Source organism: Sphingobacterium sp. BIGb0116 (assembly GCF_024808035.1).
GTDB lineage: Bacteria > Bacteroidota > Bacteroidia > Sphingobacteriales > Sphingobacteriaceae > Sphingobacterium > Sphingobacterium paramultivorum.
In genome coordinates this window covers 322,446-341,378 of the sequence record NZ_JANUDT010000009.1, presented here as the reverse complement: position 1 = coordinate 341,378, position 18,933 = coordinate 322,446, and the positions used below count along the sequence as shown (strand labels likewise).

The following is an 18,933-nucleotide window of genomic DNA, read 5'->3' as shown; positions in this document are numbered from 1 at the left end:
TTAATTCGATTGTACCGAATTTTTACAACAAACTATTAAAAATATGCCAAGCAATAGTTCAAATAGAAAATTCCCAAGAGTAATCATTATTGGTGCTGGATTTGGAGGAATTGAAGTTGCTAAAAAGCTTAAAAATAAGGAAGTTGAAGTTCTGTTGCTGGACAGAAATAACTTTCATACTTTTCAACCATTGATGTACCAAGTTGCTACGGGTACTCTTTCAGCGGACTCCATCTCTTTCCCTGTCCGCAAAATGTTCAAAGGCCAAGACAACTTTCATTTTAGACTTGCTGACGTAAAAAGCGTAGACAACGAGGCTAAGATTGTAAGAACAGATGTTGGTGATTTTGACTATGATTATTTAATTGTTGCTACAGGTGCTACAACGAACTTCTTCGGCAATCAACAAATCACAAAATATGCTTTGCCGATGAAAAACATACAAGAAGCATTAAATATTCGAAGCTATGTTTTACAGAACCTCGAACAAGCGGTACGGATAGAAAACCCTACTGATCGTAAGGCTAATTTGAATTTTGTAATTGTTGGGGGTGGTCCAACAGGTGTAGAACTTTCGGGGGCAATTGCAGAAATCAAAAACAATGTTCTTGAGAAAGATTATCCAGAATTGAAAAAATCTGAGATGTCGGTGTACCTGGTTGAAGGACTTCCAAAAGTATTGGCTAACTTATCTGAAAAATCTTCTAAAGATTCAGAAAAGTACCTCAAAGATTTGGGTGTAGAAATACTATTAAATGTTCAGGTAACAGGATATGATGGCAATTCAATTACTTTCGCCGATGGCAGAAGCATTGAAACAAAAACGGTTATCTGGGGAGCAGGTGTAGCTGGGCAATATCCGAATGGTTTCAAAAAGGAGATTATCCAACGTGGTAACCGTATACAGACAGACGATCAATGCCGTGTTATCGATATGCCAGCTGTCTATGCCATTGGTGATGTTTCGGCATTTATTACAGATGATCTTCCTCGTGGCTTACCAGGTGTTGCACCGGTAGCACAACAACAGGGAGCATATGTTGCAAAACACATTCTTCAAACAATGTCCAATCAACCAACCGAGAAATTCAACTATTTTGACAAAGGATCCATGGCTACGATAGGTCGTAATAAAGCTGTCGTTGACATGGGAAAAATCCATTTCAATGGATTCTTTGGCTGGATGACGTGGATGTTTGTCCATTTGATGTCCATCTATGGATTCAGAAATAAATTGATCACATTCGTAAACTGGTCGGTCAAATTTTTCACCAAAAACAGTGGTGTCCGTTTGATCTTTCACAAATATGATGAGCCGACTCCGGAAGAACAGCAGGCAGAAACAGCGCAATAACTTTCTATTGGAGTCTATATAAACTATTTCAATACATCGACAGCGCCATTATCCCAAACGATAATGGCGCTGTTTTTTTACCCCTATCTTACCTGTTTAATCCACTCGCCAAAAAGATGTAATAGCGGAGTGTGGGAACACTTCGAAACAACAGCCCTCTCCAGATAGTTGTCAAAACCACCTTTTCAAGATTGGATTCTTTCTTCTCGCAGTCAATGATTTCAAAAACACCTGCTTAATTCTTCTTTAACACGGCGTCCAATTAAAAATAACTTCACCTTGGACGTAAGAATTACAGATTATATTCGTTAAATTTAAAGACAGTTTTTTCCAGATAGAATTTACTTTCAGAATGTAGTTTTTTTTGATGTATAACCTCAAAAAGATTAATTTTTTTTGTGTAGGTTTGCATATTATTTTAAAATAGCTTAAGGATTAGCAGATGGGCTTATTTAATTGGTTTACGCAAGAAGTTGCGATTGACTTGGGTACTGCAAATACCCTAATAATTCATAATGACAAAGTAGTAGTGGATGAACCTTCTATTGTTGCATTTGACCGCACCACAAACAAAGTGATCGCCATTGGTCGCCAGGCCATGCAAATGGAGGGTAAAACACACGACAATATAAAGACAGTACGTCCTTTGCGTGATGGAGTAATCGCTGATTTTACGGCAGCTGAACACCTGATCAGAGGTATGGTAAAATTGGTAAACAATGGTAAGAGCTGGTTTTTCCCTTCCCTACGTATGGTTGTTTGTATTCCTTCCGGTATTACGGAAGTAGAGAAAAGAGCTGTGCGCGATTCAGCAGAAATTGCGGGTGCCAAAGAAGTCTATTTAATTCATGAACCCATGGCTGCTGCTGTAGGAATCGGAATTGATGTGGAAGAACCAATGGGTAATATGATTATCGATATCGGTGGTGGTACCACTGAAATTGCTGTCATCGCTTTATCGGGTATTGTATGTGACCAGTCCATTCGTGTTGCTGGTGATAACTTCGACTCTGACATCGTTCAATACATCAGAAGACAACATAACATCATGATCGGTGAACGTACGGCTGAAAAAATCAAAATTGAAGTCGGTGCTGCTCTACCTGAGTTACAGGAACCACCGGCAGATTTCGCTGTTCAAGGCCGTGATTTGATGACAGGTGTTCCTAAGCAAATCACTGTTTCTTATACCGAAATAGCGCATTGTCTAGATAAGTCCATATCAAAAATTGAAGAGGCGATCTTAAAAGCACTTGAAATCACTCCTCCAGAATTATCAGCAGATATTTATCAAACAGGTATCTATCTTACCGGTGGTGGTGCATTATTGCGTGGTTTGGACCGTCGTATACAAGCGAAAACTAAACTTCCAGTACATATTGCCGAAGATCCGTTACGTGCTGTCGTAAGAGGAACTGGTATTGCACTTAAAAATATTGGACGATTTAAATTTTTGATGCAATCATAACGTTCGATAATTAATAACAATATTTTATTAAAGAGCGATATAATATGCAAAACTATTATATCGCTTGCTTATTAAATACCCACATTAAAAAATGAGAAACCTTTGGTTATTCCTGAGACGATATAATGCATTCTTCTGGTTTATCCTATTTTTTGGATTCTCGTTATTTTTGGTGATCACCAACAATTCTTTCCAACGTAACTCTGTTTTAAATTCTTCAAATAGTATCATCGGAGGCCTGTATGCAAAGGTCAATTCCTGGAAAAGCTATCTGCACCTCGGGGAGACTAACGATGCACTTGCAAAGGAAAATGCACAATTAAGGAAGGACTTACAAGCCTATCGATCAACTGACAGCATCAAGATCGGTCCTGTCCCAGCAATCGATAGCAGTGAGTTTGGGCGTTACGAATTTATTATTGCGAATGTCATCAACAATAGCATTCACCAAAAGGCAAATACGATTACACTCGATAAAGGCAGTAAAGACGGTATAGAGCGAGGTATGGGTGTTATCGCTCCCAACGGGGTAGTTGGTATTGTTTTGAATGTTTCCCAAAACTTCTCGACAGTTCAATCCCTATTGCATCCAGATACGCGTATATCCGTTACACTGGGGCATACCGAGGTCTTCGGCTCGTTGGTATGGGGCAATAGCATGGATTACCGCGCGGCAATGGTCAAGGAAATTCCAAACCATATCAAAGTCAACAAAGGAGACAAAGTGTATACCTCAGGATATTCAGGACATTTTCCAAAAGGAATTTTTGTCGGGACGGTCATTCAGACGGGTATTTCTTCAGGAGATGCTTTTTTGGATCTTAGACTATTATTGAGCACCAATTTCTCCAACTTGCAACATGTCTACGTTGTAAAAGACCTGTTAAATAAAGAATTAAAGACACTAGAAGAATCGACAAAGGACAATGGCTAGGATTTTAATATTTAATATTATTCGATTTATCGTTTTGATAGGCATGCAAGTTTTCCTATTTCAAAATATCGGTTATTACAATCTGGTCGCTGCATTTCCCTATATCTTATTTATTTTTTTACTTCCGACAGGAACACCTAATTTCCTGGTGTATTTGATCGCATTTCTCACAGGACTTACCGTAGATTCATTTTATGATACCCTTGGTGTCAATACCGCGGCCTGTGTTGCATTGGCAGCCTTCCGTATTTTCTTCATGAAAATTACGCTCGAAGTTGAAGAACGCGAATCTTTTTTTACCCCGATGTTGGGGTTCATGAATATTCGCTGGTTCTTTTCCTACATCTTTTTCGGAACATTGATTCATCATACATTTTTGTATCTCTTGGAATCTTTTTCCTTCCAGCACATCCAATACACCTTATTGAGTATAGTTTTAAGTTGTATATTTACAGTAATTATCATGCTATTATTTAGCATATTATTCTACAAAAAGAAAGATCGGTTGTAGTAGATCGATGGATAGAAATTCATTTCTATGAACAGTTTTTTTGCGCGTAAGTACGTCGTTTCGGGAATCTTTATTGCCATCACATTGACCTTGGTGGCCCGCTTATTCTATTTACAGATCATAGACGATTCCTATATACATTCCGCAAACAGCAATGTCATGCGTAAGGTCATTGTGTACCCGGCCAGAGGGGTTATATTGGACCGAAAAGGAAAGGTATTAGTTCAGAACGAACCGGTATATGACCTTATGGTTACTCCACGTGAGGTGAAAGAAATTGACACCGCTTTGTTTTGCAAATTGATAGACATTGACAAGGAAGGCTTTATCAAACGGATGGAAAAGGCAAGAGTACACTCGCCTTACCGTGCATCCATTTTTGAAAAACAGCTTTCTGTACGGACATGGGCCCAATATCAGGAATACCAATATCAATTTCGTGGTTTCTATGTCCAAAAAAGAACAATCAGGAGTTATCCCGACAGCATAGCGGCTCAATTTTTGGGTTATGTGAGTGAGGTAAATGATAAAGATATTGAACGCTCCAATGGGTTTTATCGTAGTGGTGACTATATTGGCCGAAGTGGGGTAGAACGTTCTTATGAAGACCTTATTCGCGGAAAACGCGGTGTCAACAACTTAATGGTTGATGCGCTGAACCGCCCGAAAGGGGTATTTATGGAGGGGAAATACGACACACTTGCTGTTGCAGGGGAAGGACTGGTTTCCTCTTTGGATAAGGACCTCCAGATTCTAGGGGAAAACCTCATGAAAAATAAATTGGGGTCCATTGTCGCTATTGAACCTGCAACGGGTGAAATCTTGGCGTATGTAAGTAGCCCAAGTTACAATCCAAACATGATGGTCGGCAGACAGTCTGGCAATAATTATATGAAATTATTGAAAGACGACACCAAACCGCTTTTTAACCGTCCTATTCAAGCCTCTTACCCCCCAGGCTCTGTATTTAAGGTTGTTTCGGCACTGACTGCGCAGCAGGCTGGTGTTATTGATCGCAATACGGTATTTTTCTGTCCACATGGATATAGCTATGGTGGTGGACGCGGCTGGATGGGCTGTACACACTATCATGGATCAACTACATTACAGCGATCTGTAGCTGTATCATGTAATACCTACTATGGATTTACCTATGCTAAGATGATCGACGGACGTGGGCTTTCGGGACCTAAGGCCTACGATCTATGGCGCAATGCAGTGACACAGTTTGGAATTGGCCATAAACTAGGGATTGATCTACCGGGTGAAAAACCAGGTTTACTACCTACGTCAGATTTTTATACCAAACGATATGGTAACGATAAATGGCGTTCAAGTTTCAATATCTCCTTATCTATTGGACAAGGGGAAATGGGTATAACGCCGCTGCAAATGGCCAATATTATGGCTATCGTTGCCAACAAAGGTTTTTATTACAGACCCCATTTGATTAAAGGTATTGGCGCACAGAAAATTGCCAAGAAGGAATTCACCGAAAAAGTCAGTGCCGGTGTGGATGAGCGGTATTATCCTGTTGTTATCCAAGGGATGAGTGATGCTGTCAATACGCCCGAAGGTACTGCTTGGGCCAATCGTATCCCAGGCATCGAAATGTGCGGAAAAACAGGTACAGCACAAAACCCACACGGAGAAAACCATGCCGTTTTCTTTGCTTTTGCACCTCGAGAAAATCCTAAAATTGCCATTGCTGTCTTTGTTGAAAATGCTGGTTACGGTGGAACCTGGGCAGGACCTATCGCAAGTATGATGGTTGAGAAATACCTTAAAGACACGATAACTGCACCAAAATATATTCAGGACCGCATTTATAAAGCGAATTTTCTTCCTGCACCAAAAAAGGTTGTGGATCCAAAGGCTAAAGATGTAAAAAAGACGGATTCAGTCAAATCGAAAACCGACACCTTAAAATCAAAACGTCAGCTGGCTGCCTTAACAAAACCAAAGGAAACAATTGTTCACCATAGCGAGATAAAGAGAAGATATGAATAATCAAAAAACTAGTTTCTTTGGAAAGATAGACTGGCTAACCATCACTCTTTGGCTTGCGCTATGCTTAATTGGCTTATTCAATATCCGTGCGGCTGTATTTAATCCTGAACTACCCAATTTCTTTACCTTAGGGACCAATTATGGAAAACAGTCTTTATATCTTGTTTCCGCAATTATTCTAGGGGTATCCATTCTGATCATAGACGCCAAATTTTTCAGCTCCGCTTCACCGATATTTTATGGTATAACAGCTGTCCTGCTTGTTATCGTGCTCGTTGTAGGGCGAAATGTCGGCGGAAATCAGGCATGGATTGACTTAGGTTTTTTCCGCTTACAGCCCTCTGAGTTTGCAAAACTTTCAACCTGTCTGCTCTTGGCTAACTTTTTAAGTTCACAAAGTAATAAAGCTCCGACCATGCAGACACTGGCAATGGGAGCCGGTATTGTCTTATTTCCTGTATTTTTGGTTATGTTACAACCCGATACGGGATCTGCCCTTGCATTCTTTTCGTTGATTTTTGTATTCTACCGTGAGGGCTATGTAAATAATGAACTACTAATATTTGGCGGTCTCTGTATTTTACTTTTTGTCCTTGCTTTATTGGTCGAGCCATGGATACTTATCTTGATTTTAGCATTGCTCATTGGCCTTGTTATGTGGAACTACCGCAAGAGAAGGAAATACATTATTAATTTGAGTATACTTTTTGCAGCCTGCGCTGTATTTGTTCTCTGTGTGGACTTGGTGTATGAACATGTGCTACAACCCCATCAACGCGACCGTATTGACATTATCCTGGGCAAAATGGAAGACCCTAAGGGCAAAGGATATAATTTGAATCAGTCGAAGATTGCAATTGGATCAGGGCAGCTTCTAGGCAAAGGTTACCTACAGGGAACTCAAACAAAATACAATTTTGTGCCTGAGCAGAGTACGGACTTTATTTTCTGCACTGTTGGAGAAGAGTGGGGATTTGTTGGATCGGTTACCTTATTACTTATCTATCTCATCTTACTGCTACGCATTATTCATATAGCTGAACGACAGCGTTCAGCCTTTGCCAGGATATATGCATACGGTGTAGCATCCATCCTCTTTTTTCACTTATTTATCAATATCGGTATGACTATAGGTATTGTTCCGGTTATCGGGATTCCGCTGCCTTTTATTAGTTATGGTGGTTCATCCTTATGGAGTTTCACCATTTTACTGTTCATCATGCTTAAATTTGATTCAAATAGAAAAGGAGTTGTCTAAAAACAACTCCTTTTCTATTTGAATCCTTATTTGGTTTTTAGTTCTTCTCAACTCTTTTACTGCATCAATTGAGAAAAACTAAAGTCTCCCTTCATGGCACAGATAAACGGTTAAATACGTTCCAAAACGAGCTGTATAGCTTTATCAACAACTTCTTCAGGTGCGGAAGAAAACCGACCATCTACCCTACTTGCCAAGATTGCATTGATGGATAAAGCCTGATGTCCAAACATGTTAGCCAATGCATAAATACCAGCTGTTTCCATTTCCAAATTGGTGAAACGCTGATCTTTATATTGGAAGGACTTGATCAAGTCTATAAAATTGGGGATCGTATTAGTTGAGCGAACAGTCCTTCCCTGTGGAGCATAAAATCCGGGCGCAGTCAACGTGACTCCCTTCGGTAAATCAAAGGCAATTCGATCCAGAAGGCTTGCGCCAGCTTTCGCAACGTAGGGTTTTAGGTTTAATGCGGAAAAATATTCGGCTAGTTCAGCCTGAAGCGCCTGCTCCTCACCGTCGTAAGATCCCTGATAATAGTTCATCAATGCATCAAGACCTATTCCATAAGCAGAGGCCAAAATAGTTCCCATCTCAACATCTTGTTGTACCGCTCCAGAGGTTCCAATGCGAACAATATCCAATGAGCTGAGCGTCGACTTTACCGTTCTATTGGCGAAATCAATATTTGCCAGTGCATCCAGTTCATTCAACACAATATCTATATTATCAGTACCTATACCTGTTGAGATTACCGTCAACCGTTTATTTCCCAAATAGCCAGTATGCGTAATAAACTCACGCTTCCCTTTTTTGAGTTCAATACGATCAAAGTACTTCGATACTTTGGCTACACGATCTGGATCACCAACTGTGATTACTGTATTTGCCAGATCCTCCGGCAACAAATTCAGATGATATATACTGCCATCTGAGTTTAAAATCAATTCCGATTCGTTGATCATATCGTATATAAATAAGTTAACTGACAACCTTCTATTTTGGAAAACCGATCAACAATTCGATTGACTTGCATTTTTCGGACTTCAAACTCCAAATAACACTGATTATCAAATTTCTGCTTTTCAATTTCCACGTCCTCTTCCTTTATGATCCGCATAATATCATTCATATGGAGGTAATCAAAGGTAATACTATAATGGTCATTCACTGTACGCTCGATAATTTCTGCTTGGGTCAAAGCATCTTGGGTTGCTGATTTGTAGGCATTAATCAAGCCTGGGACACCCAACAAAGTACCACCGAAATAACGAACGACAATCACGATAACGTTGGTGACATCCATCGATAGGAGGACGTTCAAAATAGGGCGTCCTGCTGTCCCTGAAGGTTCTCCATCGTCATTCACGCGAAAGACCGCACGATCTGGTGTGAGACGATAAGCCCAACAATGGTGTCTCGCTTTCGGATGAATCGCTTTCACTTCCAAGATCAGATCTTTTAATTGATCTTCGGATTTAAATGGAAAAGCATAAGCAATAAACTTACTGCCCTTATCCCTAAAAATTCCCTCGTATTTTGCATCAATAGTCCGGTAAGTATCTTCAAATAAACTCATAGATATGCTATGATTAAAACTGAAACAATAGAAAGCGCTATGCCTATATAATTCAATAACGATAACCTTTCCTTAAAAAATAAGACGCCAATTAAAGCGCCCAATGAGATCACACCAATATTCATCCCAGTAAATACGACTGATGGATTTTCTGGTAGGGCACGATGCGCTTTCATATAGAACAGGATGTTACAAAAGTTAAATACACCCAAAACCAATCCATATCCCATAGCTTGCTTTGAAAAACGTTGCTGTTCCACAAAAAGGAAATACAGCAATAGCACCATTGCAATAAACATCGCCATCACAAAGATAATAAACATGGAACTGATATAAGGTATATTAACATGCAAGGCGACCTGTTTAAAGAGGATATCAATTATGCCCATACCGATAAATACCAATAATGGATAAAGCGCTTTATAACGCCTATCTGCCATCGAGCTACTATACTGATTTTTTTGCCAACCAATAGAACACAGGATGGCCAACAAACCAAAGGCTATTCCAAGCATCTTATGTCCCTCCATTTTTTCATGAAAGAAGAAAAATGATGCAAGCAAGGGAATAAACAACGATAAGCGTTGTGCAATCTCTGTCTTGACCAAACCACTATAGCGAATGGACAAAGCTATAAAAACAAACATCCCAGGAAGTAATATCGCCAGACTCGTATACAACGTAACCGGCATAGCATCCCATACCAGCGATTTTAGATCAGGTTGCAATACAAAATAGGTCAGTGCAACCGCCATGGGGTAATTCCAAACGATAACTTGTTTGGTTTCGACTCCATTTTGTTTTGCCAATTTTAATAAAACAGCAACGGTTACGCTGCAGATGACACTTAATAAAACAAAAATCATGATTCAAAATTCATTTATTTCCAAAGGCCACGTTTCTCCTGACGAGCCTGACGTTCCAATTTTACAAATAAATCTGCATATTGTACATTTGGTGCTAGCGTATAAGATACTGCATAACCTTGTTCAACCAAATCCCGATTGACAAATTTCTTTCCAATATACACATAGGCAAGAAGTCTTCCATACCGATCCCGTTTTCCAACGTCAAAGACTAACTTTACACTTTTCCCATTCAACATCCCCGTTAAATACTGCTTCGCTTCTTGACCATAGTAACCGATCTCCTTACGTGCTGTCCGTCTCGTTTCCGGGGCATCTACCCCTATCAACCTAACTTTCTCCCCTTTTGAGGTTCCATTTTCAATGACAAAGGTATCGCCATCGATAACGCGCTTTACCTTCGCGTCTTTTTCCTCTCCTTTAAACGTAAAACCTGTCAATAAAAAACAGATCATACATACACATACATAAAAATTACGTCGTTTTAGCATAAAATCCAGCGTTTGCCCAAAGGTAGTAAAATACTTTTTTAACAAAACAGCCAAAAAAAACGGAAATATTAATATTAAAAACACATAAATTTAATACAAAAAAAAACAACAAAAAATCACATAAAAACACAGATATTTTTAACATAAAAAATAACACAAAAACATAATTTATTATAAAATAAAAACAACAAAACAAAAACTTAAACAACTAAAAAACAACATAATACCAGGATTAAAGAAAAATAAACACTTTAAAAACATTACAAATAAACCACCAAAAATTAATCAAAAAAATCATATAAAAACACATAAAAAAACCATGAAATTAACTCAATATTTATAATAAAAAATTATTTTTTTCTTTGATATTTCAAAAACATTCGTACATTTGAAATGTCAAACAACAACAGGATGAACAGATCATATACATATTTCTATTTTAACTTCTTTTATTTTAAAAATAAGAGCCGGGATTAGATTGTGTATAAATCATAAAAAATACAAACAAGAAGAGTCCCGGTTCAAATGATCGGGACTCTTTTTTTTGGAGACAACATAGCGAACAAAAAAACAATGAGTTTAAAAATTGCAATACAGGGAGCAAAGGCTTCATTTCATGAAGAGGCCGCATTTAAATTTTTCGGAAGAGAAGTTGAAATTGTAGAATGTGATTCATTTAAAAAAACTTGTGAATTGCTGAAGCAAAGAAAAGTCGACTATATCGTTATGGCGATCGAGAATTCAATTGCGGGAAGTCTATTACCGAATTATAATTTATTGAGAGATTATAAGTTCCATATCACTGGAGAAGTTTACCTAAACATCCAACAGAATCTCATGGTATTGCCAGGCGTTAAATTAAAGGATATCAAACACATCGAATCGCATCCGATTGCCATTCGCCAATGTGAAGAATTTCTTTCTGAACTTGAAGGTGTACGTATAACCGAGGGATCTGATACCGCTGCAACTGCGAAAATGATTGCGGAGCGCAAATTAACGGATACTGCGGCAATTGCTGGGACATTGGCTGCTGAAATCTATGGTCTTGAAATATTAGAAAAGAGAATCGAAACCAATAAGAAGAACGCAACACGTTTCCTCGTATTATCCAATGAGGTTGTCGAACATAAGAATGCTAATAAAGCGTCATTATCATTCCAAACAGGAAATACAGTAGGATCTCTGGCGACTATTTTACAATGCTTTGCCGAACAGAATATCAACTTGAGCAAAATTCAGTCGATGCCGGTAATCGGAAAACGCAATGAATATGATTTTTTCGTTGACGTAGAATGGAAAAAACAAACAGACTACGAAGCAGCAATACGTAAAGTACTCAAACATAGTGTTAATTTCAATATTATGGGCGAGTATGTCAAAAACGAAAAACTATAATTAACAATTTACGCATACAATATTAAAATAGATAATCAAACTTAACATGAAAAATACATTAGACATCACTCCTTTAAAATCTTGGTTGGACACAGGAGACAAACCTTTAATTATCGCAGGCCCTTGTAGCGCAGAAACAGAAGAGCAGTTGGTATCGACAGCGCATTTGTTGGCAAATACCGGAAAAGTAAATATTTTACGTGCTGGTATCTGGAAGCCACGTACTCGTCCGGGAGAATTTGAAGGAATCGGTTCAATTGGTTTGGAGTGGTTGAAAAGAGCGAAAGAAGAAACAGGTTTATTAACAGCTACTGAAGTTGCTACTGCAAAACACGTGGAAGAAGCTTTGGCTGCTGGTGTGGATGTACTATGGGTAGGTGCACGTTCAACAGCCAATCCATTTACCGTACAAGAAATTGCTGATGCTTTACAAGGTGTAGATATTCCAGTATTTGTTAAAAACCCTGTAAACCCAGATTTATCGTTGTGGATCGGTGCATTGGAACGTATCAACCGTGCTGGTATCAAAAAATTAGGTGCTATCCATAGAGGTTTCTCTTCTTACGAGAAAACAGCATTCCGTAATGAACCAATGTGGGATTTAGCGATTCAGTTAAAAACTGCTTGTCCTAATCTACCGATCATCAACGACCCAAGTCACATCTGTGGAAACCGCGAATTGTTACCATACATCGCACAAAAAGCAATGGATATGGATATGCAAGGATTGATCATCGAATCACATATTGATCCATCTGTCGCTTGGACTGACGCAAAACAACAAGTAACGCCAGCTGCATTGGCCGAGTTGATCGACCACTTGACATTACGTAAAGCAGCTTCTGACAATCCTTCATTCGAAGATAAATTAGCAGAATTGCGTAGCAATATCGACAAATTAGATGATTTGATCATCCAAAAAATTGGTGAACGCATGAAAATAGCTGAGAAAATCGGCGAATACAAACGCGATAACAACGTGACAATTTTGCAGGTTAACCGTTGGGATGAAATTGTTCAAAAACGCACTAAATTAGCGGAAGCGCTTTCTTTAGGTAGCGAATTTGCGACGAAATTCCTCGAATTAATTCACAACGAATCTATCCGCAAACAAAATGCGGTCATGAATACTCAGGAGCAACCAACAGCAGAAGCATAATGAATCAAGAAGTCATCACGCTGACGCATCCTTCAAAAAAAATACAGGGCACGGTCCAACTCACAGGTTCAAAATCTGAGAGCAACCGTGCTCTTATTATCCAATCGCTGAGTAAAGGACAAGTTGAAATAGCCAACCTCTCTGAGGCTGCAGATACGGTTACCCTAAACCGCGTATTGCAAATCGCATCAGAACCGCAACCCGGTTATAATACGATTGACATAGGCCCTGCAGGAACGGCTATGCGCTTCCTTACAGCTTACCTCAACCTTGTTAAAGGAAATTTCATCCTGACGGGGACAGAGCGCATGCAACAGCGTCCAATCGGGATATTGGTCGATGCTATGAAAGAAATTGGCGCCGAAATCCATTATGAAAAAAAAGTGGGTTATCCTCCTTTGAAGATTGAAGGTGGATTATTTCAAGGAAAAGACCGTGTTAAGGTCAAAGGAAATATCAGCAGTCAGTATATATCCGCCTTGCTATTAATTGCTCCAGCATTAAAAAAGGGACTTACGTTAGAGATTGAAGGCGAATTAACTTCCAGACCTTATGTGTCCATGACCTTAGATATGCTTAAAAGTGTCGGGATCCAACATGAATGGACGGAGAATGCGATTAAAATTGCACCGCAGGTATTTGAAAAGCAAACCATATATGTCGAGCCAGATTGGAGCGCAGCATCCTATTGGTATGCTATCGTAGCACTAGCCGATGCTCATGCATCGATTATATTGCCCGGGCTAAGACAACATAGTTTACAGGGCGATATTGCCATCACAGACATTATGGCGCATTTTGGTGTTTATTCGAGCTTTGAGTCAGATGGATTGCATTTAAATAAAAAAGAAATCAATTCAGACAAAACGTTGTTCGACTTTAAAGAATGTCCTGATCTCGCGCAAACAGTAGTCGTTATCGCAGCAGCTTTAAAACGTGATGTTTCCTTTACAGGCCTAGAAACCTTAAAGATTAAGGAGACCGACCGTATCGCTGCGTTACAGACCGAAATCGCAAAGTTCGGTGCTGAATTGATCGAAGATGGTGATACCTATCACCTGAAAACAGCACAGGTATATCAGCCTGAAGATGTAACCTTCGACACTTATGAAGATCACCGTATGGCGATGGCATTTGCACCTCTGGCGTTAGTTTTTGACCAAATCAAGATTGCTGAACCTCAAGTTGTAGAAAAATCATATCCTGATTTTTGGAAACATTTACAAGCGCAAGCTTTTGTAATTGACTAACATATTAAAAACAGGGATTAACATCAACATTAATCTCTGTTTTATTATTCAATCTCCCAGATAGCCTTTAGCCTGGGACAAAAAATTGTGATGTAATCTATTAGGCCATATACGAGTTACAGATCCATAAATTTGTAGCCAGTCTGGTGCTTTAGAATTGCATTTAAAGGCAAATTTATCTAAGTTTATTGAAATTTAATTTTTATGGCAGGAAATTCATTTGGCGATTTATTCAGAATTAGCACTTTTGGCGAATCACACGGCAAAGCTATAGGTGTAATTATTGATGGTTGCCCTTCAAATATAACAATCGACGAGGAATTTATCCAGTCTGAGCTCGATAAACGTAAACCAGGTCAATCTAAGATCACGACACAAAGAAAAGAAAGTGATACCGCACAGATTTTATCTGGCGTATTCGAAGGGAAATCAACGGGAACACCAATAGCAATTGTTATCCCAAATGAAGACCAGCGTTCGAAAGATTACACACATATCAAAGATATCTTCAGACCTTCCCATGCTGATTTCACCTATCAGATGAAATATGGTATCCGTGACTATCGAGGCGGTGGACGGTCTTCGGCGAGGGAAACCGCTGCCCGTGTTGCTGCAGGTGCAGTAGCAAAAAGCTTCCTGAATCAATTTGGCATAGAAATCTTTGCCCACGTTTCGGGGGTAGGCACTATCGAGGCACCAAATGTAGATACCAAAGATTTAAAAGCTTTGCTTGAATTACGGGAAGCTAATATTGCACGTTGTGCAGATCCAGCAACAGCAAACGAAATGGTTGAGTTTATTGACTCGGTCAGAAAAGCGGGTGACACAGTTGGCGGACGTATTTCGGCTGTCATCAGACATGTCCCTGTTGGTTTAGGCGAACCGGTCTTTGATAAGCTCCATGCAGACCTTGCAAAAGCAATGATGAGCATCAATGCTGTACATGGTTTTGAATATGGTTCAGGTTTTGCAGGTTCGGAGTTGCGAGGTTCCGAACATAATGATATATTTGTAGCAGATGACCATGATTTAAATCGAGTGCACACACATACCAACTTCTCTGGAGGTATTCAGGGAGGGATTTCAAATGGTATGGATATTACTTTTAAAGTAGCATTTAAGCCTGTTGCCACTATCATGAGAGATCAAGAAACAGTGGATATCCATGGCAACCCTGCTATTGCAAGTGGCAAGGGAAGACATGACCCTTGTGTTGTTTCGAGAGCAGTAATTATTGTGGAAGCTATGGCAGCACTTGTAATCGCGGATCATCTACTTAAAAATCAAAGTTACAAACATGCTGCAAGATAATTATGTCGTAGGTGTTGATATTGGAGGCACACATATTTCTGCCTGTATCATTGACACAAAACAATGGAATATATACTTAGAAAACGTGGCCAGAAACCACGTTTTTTCTCAAGGAGATGCTAAAACGATTTTACAAACCTGGGCATCAGCTATACGCGATATCATCGCCACTTCTCCTGCTCCTATTCAGTTCATCGGCATTGCCATGCCGGGCCCCTTTGACTACGAAAATGGAATATCTAAAATACAGGGACAAAGCAAGTATGACAATCTTTACAATAAAGATGTCAAAACTCTTTTAGCTGAAGAATTGGGACTTTCGCCTACGTCTATTCACTTTATCAATGACGCAGCAGCATTCCTACAAGGTGAAATATTCGTACAGAACTTGCAAACAAACAACCGGATATTAGGAATTACGTTGGGTACCGGACTTGGTTCTGCGGTATGGAATAAAGGCGAGAAGGCCTTTGATGCAGCCCTATGGAACAGCCCTTATGAAGATTGTATTTTCGAAGAATTTCTTGTCACACGATGGTTCGTCAAACGTTTCAAAGAAGTAGCAGGAAAAGATGTTACGGGACTTAAGGAGATCTTAGATAATCATCGGGAAACTGAGGAATTTCAAATTATCAAAGATGAATATGCTAAACATCTCTTTGATTTTATGCAGTTCTTCGCAGAGAAACATTCTTCTGAAATATTTATCATCGGTGGCAATATCGCTAAGGCGCTACCTATTTTCATTGGTGACCGAAAAGAATTTGAAAGATTTCAGATTTACACCGCAATACTTGGTGAAAAAGCAGCTATGATTGGTGCTGCGAGTATATTCAATTAAGAAAAGATATCATCCCTCGTTGGAATACTTAGCTTAGTCAAACAAAAAAAGATATCCATCTATTAAAACATAGATGGATATTTTTCTGGATTAGCTTCATGCATAATTGCATACACTGTCTCGACAACATCGTCAGAAGATGGCTTCGAGAAATAATCCCCGTCGGAACCATATGGTGGGCGATGTGCTTTTGCAGTCAGTGTCCTCGGCTGACTATCCAATAGATAGTAGCCATTTTGCTTCTCTAAGATCTCTTGTAAGATGAAAGCTGAAGCCCCGCCTGGCACATCCTCATCTACAATAAGTAGTTTATTTGTTTTCTTCAGCGATTCGGCGCAAAGTTTTCCTTTGTCAAAAGGCTGCAATGTCTGTGCATCAATAATTTCGATAAATATCCCCAAACGCTCCAGTTCCACGGCTGCTTCTTCAACAACACGTAAAGTTGAACCATAGGATACGACAGTAATATCACGTCCTGCTTTAACACATTCGGCATAACCGATTGGCACCGTAAATTCACCAACGTTTTCTGGTAGACGCTCTTTTAGACGATACCCATTCAGACATTCGACAACAATAGCCGGTTCGTCAGAGCGGAACAACGTATTGTACATACCTGCTGCCTGTGTCATATTACGCGGCACACATACATGCAAACCTCTCAAGGATCCTAAAATTACCGACATAGGCGAGCCCGAATGCCATATACCTTCCAATCGATGACCCCTTGTACGAATAATTAATGGTGCTTTCTGACCAGCAAAGGTGCGATAACTTAAACTTGCCAAATCATCACTTGCGACCGTAATACCATAGATTAGGTAATCCAGGTATTGGATCTCAGCAATTGGACGAAGTCCACGGATTGCCAAACCTAGTCCTTTTCCTATAATTGAATTCTCACGAATACCGGTATCAAATACGCGATGCACACCAAGCTTTTCTTGTAGACCTGCAAAACCTTGATTCACATCTCCAATCTTACCGACATCCTCTCCAAATGCTAATAGTCTTTCGTCACGTCTAAAGTTCTCTTCAAAACATAGATTCAAAACCTCACGTCCATCAACCACTTTAGCTTCTTCACTGTAGACTGCAGGTACAACCGTCACATGAGCAGGTGAATCTACACCATCTGTAAATAATTTTGAATTATAACGTTTCTCATTCAGTTCCTGCTTCTCTTTATACCAATTTAATAATTGCTGGCGCCCATCGCTATGCTGACCTTTAAGCTCGTGCAATACCTTGCGAACCTGGCCGTAAACCTCTTTCAAAGAAGGCTCAACCATCGATTGTAATTTCTTTGACGCAAAATCAGCCCGCTCATTTGGAATGCCCTGAAGTAAATCAATGGCTTCCCTAGCTTCAATGCTCAACGTTTTAATATAATCGGCCCAAGCTCGTTTTTGTTCTTGACGAACATGGTCTTTGGCATGTTGATCCAATTGATCCAGTTCCTCTACGGTAGCAATACCAGAACTTAAGATCCATTCTTTCATTTTCGCTAGACAATCGAAGTCAGTCTCCCATTGCAATCTTTCTTGCGATTTATACCGTTCGTGTGAACCTGAAGAAGAATGTCCTTGCGGCTGCGTCAATTCGGTCACATGAATCAAACATGGAATATGTTTCTCGCGCGCAATAAGGGCAGCCTGTTCGTACGTTTCACATAAACCCGCATAATCCCATCCTCTCACTTTGAATATCTCAATTCCGTTTGTCAGTTCTTCCTTCTGAAAACCTTTGAGGACTTCTGAGATATCTCCCTTTGTTGTTTGAATTTCATTGGGCACAGATATCCCATATCCATCATCCCAAATAGAAATCACTGTTGGAATCTGGTGAACACCTACGGCATTAATAACTTCAAAAAATACACCTTCAGAAGTAGCTGCATTTCCGATAGTGCAGAATGCAACTTCATTTCCTCTATTTGAAAAATAAGATAGGTAGTCTAAATTTCTATTCTGCTTATACAACTTAGAAGCCAAGCCCAAGCCCAGCAATCTTGCCATCTGACCACCGGTGGTCGAAATATCTGAAAACGAGTTTTTCTGAACCATTTGATCCAACCAGTTCCCTTGGTCGTCCACAACACGAGTCGAAAAATGGCAGTTCATTTGCCTTCCTGCAGAAGAAGGATCTGCCTCGACATCGGGATGGGCATATAATTGAGAGAAAAAATGGTAGACATCACTGATGCCAGAAGCAAATATAAATGTTTGGTCACGGTAATATCCCGACCGCCAGTCCCCATTTCTGAAAACTTTAGCCATCGCGATTTGTGCCAATTCTTTTCCATCGCCAAAAATACCAAACTTAGCCTTACCTGTAAGCACTTCTTTACGTCCCAATAAACTCACGTAACGACTTTCTAAGGCAGTTCGATAATCATTCACAATAATCTTTTTGAACTCGTCAAAGCTCAAAGTGGAAATAGATTCATTGTTTTGGTCAAATGCAGTATCAAACATATTCTTTTTTGTTTCAACAAATTTAA

Annotated in this window: 16 protein-coding genes; 11 read left to right on the top strand and 5 right to left on the bottom strand. The window is 39.6% G+C overall.

Annotated features, from left to right (window positions below; genetic code table 11):
* Positions 1-43: 43 nt before the first annotated feature.
* From M2419_RS21290 to rodA, 6 genes are all read left to right on the top strand, one after another.
* Entirely contained in the window at positions 44-1,354 is a 1,311-nt protein-coding gene (locus M2419_RS21290) for an NAD(P)/FAD-dependent oxidoreductase (RefSeq protein ID WP_159731309.1), read from the top strand.
* Between the two features lie 442 nt (positions 1,355-1,796).
* Entirely contained in the window at positions 1,797-2,822 is a 1,026-nt protein-coding gene (locus tag M2419_RS21285; protein WP_046671815.1) for a rod shape-determining protein, read from the top strand.
* Positions 2,823-2,913: 91 nt separating this feature from the next.
* Positions 2,914-3,756 (top strand): rod shape-determining protein MreC, encoded by an 843-nt coding sequence (gene mreC / locus M2419_RS21280; protein WP_070566004.1) that lies wholly within the window; start codon positions 2,914-2,916, stop codon positions 3,754-3,756.
* A complete protein-coding gene (locus M2419_RS21275) occupies positions 3,749-4,267 on the top strand; it encodes a hypothetical protein (protein WP_046671817.1) in 519 nt (172 codons plus the stop codon). Before mreC ends, M2419_RS21275 begins: the two co-directional genes overlap by 8 nt.
* A 27-nt stretch (positions 4,268-4,294) precedes the next feature.
* Positions 4,295-6,277, top strand: coding sequence for a penicillin-binding protein 2 (gene mrdA / locus M2419_RS21270; protein ID WP_088162766.1), 1,983 nt, complete (start codon positions 4,295-4,297; stop codon positions 6,275-6,277).
* Positions 6,270-7,535 carry a rod shape-determining protein RodA gene (gene rodA, locus M2419_RS21265; protein ID WP_153847713.1) on the top strand — a complete coding sequence of 422 codons (1,266 nt, stop codon included), beginning with the start codon at positions 6,270-6,272 and terminating at the stop codon, positions 7,533-7,535. The genes mrdA and rodA overlap by 8 nt, the downstream gene beginning before the upstream one ends.
* Before the next feature lie 110 nt (positions 7,536-7,645).
* Here the strand turns inward: rodA and M2419_RS21260 are convergent, their stop codons facing one another.
* The 4 genes from M2419_RS21260 to M2419_RS21245 are packed head-to-tail and all read right to left on the bottom strand — an operon-like array spanning position 7,646 to position 10,471.
* On the bottom strand, positions 7,646-8,500 hold the full coding sequence (locus M2419_RS21260; RefSeq protein WP_153847714.1) for a nucleoside phosphorylase: 855 nt from the start codon (positions 8,498-8,500) through the stop codon (positions 7,646-7,648).
* A complete protein-coding gene (locus M2419_RS21255) occupies positions 8,497-9,114 on the bottom strand; it encodes a YigZ family protein (RefSeq protein WP_153847715.1) in 618 nt (205 codons plus the stop codon). Before M2419_RS21255 ends, M2419_RS21260 begins: the two co-directional genes overlap by 4 nt.
* Positions 9,111-9,980 carry an EamA family transporter gene (locus tag M2419_RS21250; protein ID WP_153847716.1) on the bottom strand — a complete coding sequence of 290 codons (870 nt, stop codon included), beginning with the start codon at positions 9,978-9,980 and terminating at the stop codon, positions 9,111-9,113. The genes M2419_RS21255 and M2419_RS21250 overlap by 4 nt, the downstream gene beginning before the upstream one ends.
* Positions 9,981-9,994: 14 nt before the next feature.
* The gene (locus M2419_RS21245; RefSeq protein ID WP_153847717.1) at positions 9,995-10,471 is read right to left on the bottom strand and encodes a thermonuclease family protein; all 477 of its coding nucleotides are present in this window, start codon (positions 10,469-10,471) and stop codon (positions 9,995-9,997) included.
* Positions 10,472-11,044: 573 nt separating this feature from the next.
* Here M2419_RS21245 and M2419_RS21240 point away from each other — a divergent pair.
* From M2419_RS21240 to M2419_RS21220, 5 genes are all read left to right on the top strand, one after another.
* Positions 11,045-11,869: a prephenate dehydratase gene (locus M2419_RS21240; RefSeq protein WP_046671823.1), complete on the top strand. Its 825-nt coding sequence runs from the start codon at positions 11,045-11,047 to the stop codon at positions 11,867-11,869.
* Positions 11,870-11,915: 46 nt separating this feature from the next.
* Entirely contained in the window at positions 11,916-13,028 is a 1,113-nt protein-coding gene (locus tag M2419_RS21235) for a chorismate mutase (protein WP_046671824.1), read from the top strand.
* A complete protein-coding gene (gene aroA, locus M2419_RS21230; RefSeq protein ID WP_153847718.1) occupies positions 13,028-14,278 on the top strand; it encodes a 3-phosphoshikimate 1-carboxyvinyltransferase in 1,251 nt (416 codons plus the stop codon). Before M2419_RS21235 ends, aroA begins: the two co-directional genes overlap by 1 nt.
* Positions 14,279-14,482: 204 nt before the next feature.
* Positions 14,483-15,589 (top strand): chorismate synthase, encoded by a 1,107-nt coding sequence (gene aroC, locus M2419_RS21225; protein WP_046671826.1) that lies wholly within the window; start codon positions 14,483-14,485, stop codon positions 15,587-15,589.
* Positions 15,576-16,430, top strand: coding sequence for an ROK family protein (locus M2419_RS21220; protein WP_153847720.1), 855 nt, complete (start codon positions 15,576-15,578; stop codon positions 16,428-16,430). The genes aroC and M2419_RS21220 overlap by 14 nt, the downstream gene beginning before the upstream one ends.
* Before the next feature lie 62 nt (positions 16,431-16,492).
* Here the strand turns inward: M2419_RS21220 and M2419_RS21215 are convergent, their stop codons facing one another.
* Positions 16,493-18,907, bottom strand: coding sequence for a thiamine pyrophosphate-dependent enzyme (locus M2419_RS21215; protein ID WP_153847721.1), 2,415 nt, complete (start codon positions 18,905-18,907; stop codon positions 16,493-16,495).
* Between the last annotated feature and the right edge of the window lie 26 nt (positions 18,908-18,933).